At 40.3% G+C, this 8389-nt stretch carries 10 protein-coding genes; 4 read left to right on the top strand and 6 right to left on the bottom strand.

The features are described 5' to 3' along the window. Window positions 1-113: 113 nt before the first annotated feature. Complete coding sequence (locus tag IQ228_RS15590; RefSeq protein WP_193963447.1) at window positions 114-536, top strand: YidH family protein; 423 nt, start codon at window positions 114-116, stop codon at window positions 534-536. A gap of 31 nt (window positions 537-567) precedes the next feature. Here IQ228_RS15590 and IQ228_RS15595 read toward each other — a convergent pair whose 3' ends face one another. The 5 genes from IQ228_RS15595 to IQ228_RS15615 form a co-directional block, all read right to left on the bottom strand. After that, complete coding sequence (locus IQ228_RS15595; RefSeq protein ID WP_193963449.1) at window positions 568-1005, bottom strand: bifunctional diaminohydroxyphosphoribosylaminopyrimidine deaminase/5-amino-6-(5-phosphoribosylamino)uracil reductase RibD; 438 nt, start codon at window positions 1003-1005, stop codon at window positions 568-570. A 53-nt stretch (window positions 1006-1058) separates the two neighbouring features. Further along, entirely contained in the window at window positions 1059-1700 is a 642-nt protein-coding gene (locus IQ228_RS15600) for an HAD family hydrolase (protein ID WP_193963451.1), read from the bottom strand. A 132-nt stretch (window positions 1701-1832) separates the two neighbouring features. Continuing rightward, on the bottom strand, window positions 1833-2279 hold the full coding sequence (locus IQ228_RS27455; protein ID WP_193963453.1) for a Rieske (2Fe-2S) protein: 447 nt from the start codon (window positions 2277-2279) through the stop codon (window positions 1833-1835). A gap of 192 nt (window positions 2280-2471) precedes the next feature. Next, window positions 2472-3053 (bottom strand): carbonic anhydrase, encoded by a 582-nt coding sequence (locus IQ228_RS15610; RefSeq protein ID WP_193963455.1) that lies wholly within the window; start codon window positions 3051-3053, stop codon window positions 2472-2474. A 304-nt stretch (window positions 3054-3357) separates the two neighbouring features. After that, window positions 3358-3963, bottom strand: a complete 606-nt coding sequence (locus tag IQ228_RS15615) for a nitroreductase family protein (protein ID WP_193963457.1) — start codon at window positions 3961-3963, stop codon at window positions 3358-3360. A 188-nt stretch (window positions 3964-4151) separates the two neighbouring features. Between IQ228_RS15615 and IQ228_RS15620 the strand changes: the two genes are divergently transcribed. After that, window positions 4152-4841: an SDR family NAD(P)-dependent oxidoreductase gene (locus IQ228_RS15620; protein ID WP_193963459.1), complete on the top strand. Its 690-nt coding sequence runs from the start codon at window positions 4152-4154 to the stop codon at window positions 4839-4841. Between the two features lie 127 nt (window positions 4842-4968). Here IQ228_RS15620 and IQ228_RS27190 read toward each other — a convergent pair whose 3' ends face one another. After that, the gene (locus tag IQ228_RS27190; RefSeq protein ID WP_255549980.1) at window positions 4969-5697 is read right to left on the bottom strand and encodes a Rieske 2Fe-2S domain-containing protein; all 729 of its coding nucleotides are present in this window, start codon (window positions 5695-5697) and stop codon (window positions 4969-4971) included. 146 nt (window positions 5698-5843) lie between these two features. Here IQ228_RS27190 and IQ228_RS15630 point away from each other — a divergent pair, with 146 nt between their 5' ends. Both IQ228_RS15630 and IQ228_RS15635 read left to right on the top strand, forming a co-directional pair. Beyond that, entirely contained in the window at window positions 5844-6917 is a 1074-nt protein-coding gene (locus IQ228_RS15630) for an AAA family ATPase (protein ID WP_228043896.1), read from the top strand. Window positions 6918-7051: 134 nt separating this feature from the next. Next, complete coding sequence (locus tag IQ228_RS15635) at window positions 7052-8287, top strand: hypothetical protein (protein ID WP_193963461.1); 1236 nt, start codon at window positions 7052-7054, stop codon at window positions 8285-8287. The last annotated feature ends 102 nt before the right edge of the window (window positions 8288-8389 follow it).

The following is an 8389-nucleotide window of genomic DNA, read 5'->3' on the forward strand; positions in this document are numbered from 1 at the left end:
AGAAATATATCCCAGCAGCAGAACTTATTTTAACTGCATGATATTTTTTATACTGTTAATCAGCCAGAATTGAGCAACTGTTAGGAATCTATGTGGGATTAAGGGTGTTATTAATGCAGTTACAGTCCAAATCAACAGAAAAAAATCACAAACAACCCGGAAGACTAAATCCATCAAGGATTCGAGATCATTTAGCCAATGAACGTACTTACCTAGCTTGGATGCGAACAGCGATCGCTCTTTTAGGTTTTGGTGTTGTCATCGTGCGTCTGCGTGTTTTGCAAACACCACTTGTATCTCATTTAGGTACAGGTTGGAAGCTAGGTTTAGTATTTTCCCTAGTTGGTCTGCTCACAGTTTGGCTTTCCACAACACACTATTTCGCCGTCCGTCGTGATATTGAGGAAGATACTTATGAACCTACAGATCGTTGGGTAATTCTCTTCAGTCTCGCAATTATGATTCTCGGATCTGGAGTAGTTTATTTTGTTTTTACTACTCCTTTAAATCCATTGATTCCAGTAATATTGGAATGATAGTCAATTTTCAGAGCTTGATCAGAGATATTCAGTCTGTTTTCCACAAATATAGTCCCATATCACGTTCAGCTTCAGCTTGTAATAACCCAACCGATAACGCTATACCTGCTTCTTCAAGTAAAGTAATACCAAGACCGTTATTTCTGGGATCAGGATCAAGCATAGCTACATAGACTTTTCCTATTTTTCTACTGACAAAAGCCTTGGCACAGGAAGGAGTTCTGCCATGAAACGAGCAGGGTTCTAAAGTGACAAAAGCAGTAAAATCGCTCAAATCACCACTGATTTGTCGGAGTGCCATTGCTTCTGCGTGATCTGTTCCGGGTGGATTGGTATAACCTCGTGCAACAATCTCATTGTCTCGAACCAATACACACCCGACTGGTGGATTAGGAAGACAATTTGGTAAAGCTTTGCGTCCTTCTCTCAGTGCTTCCCACATAAAATATTCCAATTTTTCGGTCATAGCTCTATTTTTTTAGAGATATTGTTTTCCTAGAAAGTTGATTTTTAGCATACTTAATGATGTGACAGTAAAGAAGGTAATTGGCTCATAGATTTAAAAACACTTACTCCAGATGTTTCAAGTAAAGTAGATTCACTCTCAGTTGTGTACCATAAAACTCTCATTTCAGCAGCAGTACCTGCACGCACACCTAAAATACTATCTTCTACAACAGTGCAGAATTGAGGTTCAACTCCCATAGTTTTAGCTGCAAATAAGAATAAATCAGGTTCTGGTTTCCAACTACCAATTTGATAGGAACTAAAAATATGTCCTGCAAATCGAGGTAGTAGATTAGTGACACGCAAAGCTAATTCTATTTTTTCTCGCGGTCCACTGGAAGCAACACAAATGGGTAAATCAATTTTGTCTAAAGCCGCTTCTATTCCTTCCACGGGAAGCAGTTCATGTTCAAATGCCTTAGCTGTACGGGTACGAAGCTGAGTCACAAAATCCGGTGGCATCTTTTTTCCCAGCTTTTGCTCAATCACAGCCACACAATCAGCCATTTTGCAGCCCCTAAATAACAAAATAGCTTCTTCAATTTCTAGTTTCAATCCAAATTCGGCAACAAACTCGACAAGAACACGATTTCCCAATGTCTCACTATCTACTAACACTCCATCACAGTCAAAAACAACTAGTTCTGTTTGCACTTATATGATTATTTTTGCTAAACTACGAATCATGCTATCAAAATATACTTTTTGTGGCAGTATCTTCCTAAATCTTGTAGGGTGCATTAAAAGAATTTAACGCAACACCCTTTTTTAACTACTTCTAATTGACTAATTCTCTATGCGGGGTTTTATGAAGAAGCTGTTTTCTTCAACTTTAACTTCAAAGGCTTTAAGTCCCTGTTTGGCAGGACCTTTAATAACTTTTCCGTCAGTACCAAATTCAGAACCATGACAGGGGCAAATGAAATGCTGCGTTTCTTCTTGCCAATCAACAACGCAGTTTCTATGAAGACATAATGGACTAACGGCAACTAATTTATTGTTATCTTTATTCTGGACAATTAGAACCTTATCGGTCAGCACTTTACCATGTTTTTCCAAAATGCTTGCAGGCCCAACAACAGGTACAAAACCATCAGTTCTTGGTTTTGTCGTTGGCTTTGGAAGATTGGTAGTTTGTTGACCAAAAGCTGCAATTGCTGTACCGAAAGTAGAAGCAAGACTTGCTCCTAAGAATAACAATCGTCGTCGTGTGGAGGAAAATGGAAAAGTCACTCTGTTACCTCTGTATAGACAGTATATTTTTTGCACAGGAAAATTTTAGTATCACTAAAAATCAGGTCAAACTTTTGATTGCCCAAATTTGTGAGAAACTGCTGTGCATCCCCAATAAAAAACTTTACTCACGGATAGATTATCTGCGTTTAGATGTCAATTTTAAATCAATAGTCATTCCACCAGTGAGAGCTAGTCTGCTTTACCAATTTCTGTAGCTTCTGGAATTTCAATCAATTTTCCAGTTTTAACATCATAGATGTAGCCGTAAATTGGAATCTCTCGTGGTACTAATGGATGTAAACGAATGCGCTTCACATCTGTATAAACACTATGAGACTGGTCGCCAATAGTCAACCAATCAATAAACTCAGCTTCATTTGATCCTCCTCCAGAGCCTATATCATGCCAACCTGTTTCATTTAATTGGGCTGTTTGCAGACTATTAGCTAGTAAGTTTCGCATGATTTGGTCTGTGAAGGTTTCCATACCGCAATTAGTGTGATGAATCACGAACCATTCACGAGTTCCTAGTAATTTGTAAGAAATTATTAAGGAGCGAATAGCATCATCACTGGCACGTCCACCAGCATTACGAATCACATGAGCATCACCTTCAGCTAATCCGGCAAATTTGGCTGGGTCAAGTCGCGCATCCATAGAGGTAAGAATTGCAAATCGGCGTGCAGGAGGTATGAGTAATTCGCCTTTACTACCAAAGTTTTCAGCATAATTACCGTTAGCCGATAAGACTTCTTCTAAAATTTGGCTCATGTTTATTAATCCACTGTAAAGCGATAGAGTTTATGTAGTTTATAAAGAGCAATGTCCCACAAATTAATCTAAAAAACAAGTATGCTTAGTGTTAGTGGTTCAGTATTTCTCAGACTATTAGACATCTGCTAAAAACTTCTTCGGTAAAAATTAAATATGCGTTCTCTGTAAATCTTGTAGAGACGTTCCATGAGTAGGAATTATCGTCTCTACATTTTTACCGAAGAAGTCTAGTATTACTACGCAGCAACAGGAACGGCGAAAGATATCAAACACTAACTAAACTTTGAATATTTTGTGAACTCTAATCTTTCAATAAAAATGAGGTTTTTCCCCACTTTTCAGTAAACACAAATTCCTCTAAAGATTTGCGAACACGGGGAGCTAATTCACGTTCCCTGAGTCCGTCAGGAAGACTCTGTGGATCTCCTGGATAGCCAATCGTAAGTGCTGTTGCAGGTTCATAGTCTTCTGGAATTTGGTATTCTGTTTTGGCTTTGTCTCCATTAAATCCCCCAATTTGATGGGCAAATAAACCAAAAGAAGTGGCTTGAAGAATCAGGTTTTCTAAGGCCAATCCGACATCATGAAATGCGTGTCTGTTGATTTTGCCATCATCAGTGCGAACTTTAGCAACAGCAAGTATCAGCACAGGAGCGGTTTTTGCCCACCCTTGATTGAACTCAACTAGAGTGCTGAGTAAGCGATTGTATTCTGTGGGGTCATCTTTGGTAGCAACAATAAAACTCCACGGTTGATGATTGTAAGAAGAAGGGGCCCAGCGAGCCGCTTCTAGTAATGAGAGTAGCTTCTCTTGTTCTACAGAGCGATCGCTAAAAGCTCTAGGACTCCAGCGACTGCGAATCAATTCATGAATAGGGTAGTCGTTAAGCGCAAGTTTTTCCGTCATCTGAATGAAGTTCCTGATTAGTAATGGCTTTCCAGCATCTGTCAGCAGTTCAAAAAACCCTTGTTTGTAGAGAAAATCTAAATACTACTGTAATCTGATAAAGTAACAGTAGTTTCTCTTGATGATACTGCATAAATCCAAAAGCAATCAACTATTTTTTGTCATTAAAGTCCGAGAAAATCAAGCAAATGTCAAATACAGCATTAATTGTCGGAGCAGGAAGTGGGTTAAGCGCATCCTTAGCTCGTTTATTAAAAAAAGAAGGCTTTACCGTTGCTTTAGCAGCACGAAAAATTGATAAACTCACTGGTTTATCTCAAGAAATTGGCTCGCTGAGTTTTGCTTCTGATGCTTCTAAACCTGATGATGTGAACCGACTCTTTCATGAAGTTGAAGAAAAACTAGGAGCACCAGAAGTAGTGATTTATAATCCGAGTTGGCGAGTTAGGGGGGCATTTATTGAGCTTGACCCGGCTGATGTTGCCAAAACACTGGAAATTACGGCTTATGGAGGATTTTTGGTGGCACAAGCAGCCGCGAAACGTCAGTTGGCTTTAGGTAAAGGAGCAATTTTCTTTACAGGGGCTTCTGCAAGCGTGAAGGGTTATCCTCAGTCTGCACCTTTCGCAATGGGTAAATTTGCGTTGCGGGGTTTAGCCCAAAGTATTGCCCGTGAACTAGCTCCTCAGAACATCCACGTAGCCCATTTTGTGATTGATGGGGCAATTCGTTCTGCAACTCGTCAGGAGTCTCCTGACAAACCTGATAGTTTTTTAGATCCAGATGCGATTGCTCAAACCTATCTTAATATTCTCCGTCAACCTCGCAATGCTTGGACATGGGAAGTTGAATTACGTCCTTGGGTTGAACCATTTTGAGAAAAATTACAGCTTATGCTGTAAAACTCTACATTTTCTGGCAATTCCCATTGTCGAAGCATTTACGAAAAATTGTCGTTTCCAACACGGTGATGCCTATTACCCAACCAGATTTACCACGCTGCTGTTAACGAAGATCCTTTGCTGGTGGGACATCGACCAAACGAACTTGATTCTCCTTAACTACTACTACTGTCAGCAGCGGCAAGGAACGCCTAGCCGGACCATGAATGACTTTACCCTGAGAATCGTATTGAGAACCATGACAAGGACAAATAAAGTGATTCTCCTGGGGATGCCACTTCACAGTACATCCTAAATGGGTACAAATCGGACTGATGGCGTACTCAGCAATTTTGGGTCCATCTTTAATGATCAGATAATCAACACTGCCATCTGGCAATCCCTTAACGGGAATGGGAATTCCGGGGATTGCAGTTGTTAGCAATGTATTAACCTGAATCGCTTTGCCATTGAGATCCAGCCCCTCAACTCCAGGGAGGTAATTTTGACAACGGGAATTGTAGGGAAACAATGAGCAAAGGGTTTCTAAGTCCACCTCACGACTTTGGCTGACTTGGGGAAACAGATATCCAATGACTACTGAGGTGAAGCTACTCCCCACCATATAGAGCAAAAAATTCCGTCGCGTTTTTTTACCAGATGGAATTTTGCCATTACCAGGATTCGTTTTTTCCATAACGAGAGCAACTATATCTTCAATAAACTTTAATGCTACTGTCAATTCTCTGGAGACAACCAAATAATCCTCACTGGAAATTTGCCTCCGCCCCACCTGCTTTGTCGCCCAAAAACAACAACATACCTTCGCCAATTTACCAAATATAGGTCTCAAAACCAATAAAATTGTTACGATATCAATAGGGTTTGATGGATTTTGCTAAAGGTATTGTTAGAGTTGTTAGAGTTATATCAATAATAAAGCGAATTTAAAATCATCCCACATTGGGGTTAATCAACAGCAGTTTTCGTAAGTTAAGAATGAACCCAGCAATTACAGTCACCCAAAAACAACTCTCAGAATTTCTGTTGAATGTAGCAGTAGTACGCCCCGTATTTATTTGGGGAGCGCCAGGAATCGGTAAATCATCCTTAGTAGAAGCATTTGCGGCGGAAGTGGGAATACCTTGCGTTTCACTCCTGGGTAGTCAACTAGCACCAGAAGACTTAATTGGAGTACCACAGATTATAGATGGAACAAGTCGCTTCTGCCCACCCAGAATGATTGCCCGAGAAGAACCCTATTGTCTGTTTTTGGATGAACTCAACGCTTGTTCTCACGAAGTACAGAAAGCATTCTACAGCCTGATTCATGAGCGAAGAATTGGTGAATATCATCTCCCTAAAGATTCAATTGTCATTGGTGCAGGTAATCGCGCTCAAGATAGTGCCATCGTTAAACCCATGTCTTCACCTTTACTCAACCGCATGGTTCATGTCCATTTAAAAGTTTCTCATCGAGACTGGTTAGATTGGGCAAAAAATCATGATATTCATCCCTGGGTAATTGAATATATTCAAACTCGCCCAGATCATCTATGGAGTCAACCACCTAAACATGAAGAACCTTTTTCCACTCCCCGCTCTTGGCATATGTTAAGTGATACCTTACATGAATATGGCGATCGCCTGACAGACCACTGGCTAGAAGTTCTCGCTATGGGGTGTCTTTCTCCCCATCATGGAACCCAGTTCAAAGGTTTTATCAAACAAATTAAAAGTAAATATCAACTCACAGCAATTCTCAAAGGTGAAATTACCTGGCCACACCTGCCAGAAGATAGAGATGTCCTCTATTTTCTAGCTCAATCATTCCGCGCTCAACTGATCAAAGAATTACCCCAAGAACGTCAAGCAATTACAGGTAGTCATAAAGATTTAGCTCATCGCGCCAAAGGACTACTCAAAGATTTAGCGGCTATCAGCTTTGAAATTGCCCAAATGGTGGTTTCGGAACCCGAAAAAGGAGATGCTTTACCTAGTACCGCAAAGCGGAAGTCAAAAGTCAAAAGTCAAAGGTCAAAAGTAATATTGAGCAAGCTTTTTGACGATTGAGGATGGTCGGTTTATTTACGCCCTGCTGTACTAGTTGGTTGATGGTAGAAATAGTGAGAGACTTGCCACGTTTAGTCAAAAAAGAAAATGGCACGTAAAAAGAAGCAAACAGATATATTGCCACATTACAATTTATGCAGGGATGTGACATCCTCAGAGAGCATCCCATTTTTGCACCGTTACTCTACCACGCCAACATTAATCGTCAATCGGGAAACCATTGTCCACCACAGGGTTGGGCTGTAGTCACTAGCAACGGTGCTATTCACGTGCATCCGACGCGACGGGGTTCTCCAGAAGAATGGGTTTATGTATTAGCTCATTGTCTCTTGCATCTGGGTTTTGGTCATTTCCAAAAACGCACACATCCTCGTGAATGGAACGCCGCTTGTAATTATTTTATTGCTAAGTTTCTTGCCGATTTAAAGTTAGGAGCTATCCCAGAAGAATACCTTTTTTCTCTCAATGTTTCTAACCGAAATGAAGAAAATTTGTATCAGGAATTTTGCGAGCGTGGTCTTCCTGGTGATAACTTTGTGGATATGATTATAGAACCTATCAAAAGTAACTATTGGGGTCGGGGTTTTGACTGGCAAACTCTTTTTGGAGCAGGATTAACAAGAGCAGTTACCAATGCGGTAAATGTAGCCGCCGGACGCGAACCTTTGTTGGGTGTGCAAAACAAAAATGATACTCCTGGACAAAGAGCTAAGGCTTGGTTTATCAATGGCTATCCTTTGTTGGGAGCTTTAGCAACTAATTTTGAGATTATTGAAGATCCCTTAATTTGTCAACGTTTGGATATTTCTGTAGCCGCAATTGATGTCCAAAATAAACAAATTTTTATCAATCCTGCTGCTGGATTAAATAGTGAAGAATGCCGATTTGTGATGGCTCATGAATTGTTACACGCCGGACTTAGACATGATACTCGCTGTCAAGGAAGAGACCATTATTTGTGGAATATTGCTTGTGATTATGTGATTAATTCTTGGTTGTTAGAAATGGGGATAGGTGAATTACCTCACATTGGGGTGTTACACGACCCTGATTTAAAGAATTTATCAGCAGAGTCAATTTATGACCAAATAGTCAAAGATTTGCGCCTCTATCGTAAACTATCAACTTTGCGGGGAATTGGACAATGTGACATTTTAGAACCAGGAAAAGCCGATTGGTGGACTTATGGTGATGGTGTGGGATTGGATGAATTTTATCGCCGTTGTCTGAGTCAGGGACTTGTATATCACCATGAACAAAATCGGGGTTTTCTCCCAGCAGGTTTAATTGAAGAAATTCGGGCTTTGAGTTATCCGCCAATTCCTTGGGATGTAGAATTAGCTAAGGATCGTGGATTAAATAACCTGTAATTCTGGTTTAGCGGTGTAATTCCATTGCGGCAAGAATTCATCAAAAACAATCTTCATGTTTGATTTGAAATCAAGAGCCACTTTTCGACCTGTTTGATAGGT

Origin of the sequence: Dolichospermum sp. LEGE 00246 (genome assembly GCF_015207865.1) — a bacterium.
In the GTDB taxonomy this organism is placed as follows: Bacteria; Cyanobacteriota; Cyanobacteriia; order Cyanobacteriales; family Nostocaceae; genus Dolichospermum; species Dolichospermum heterosporum.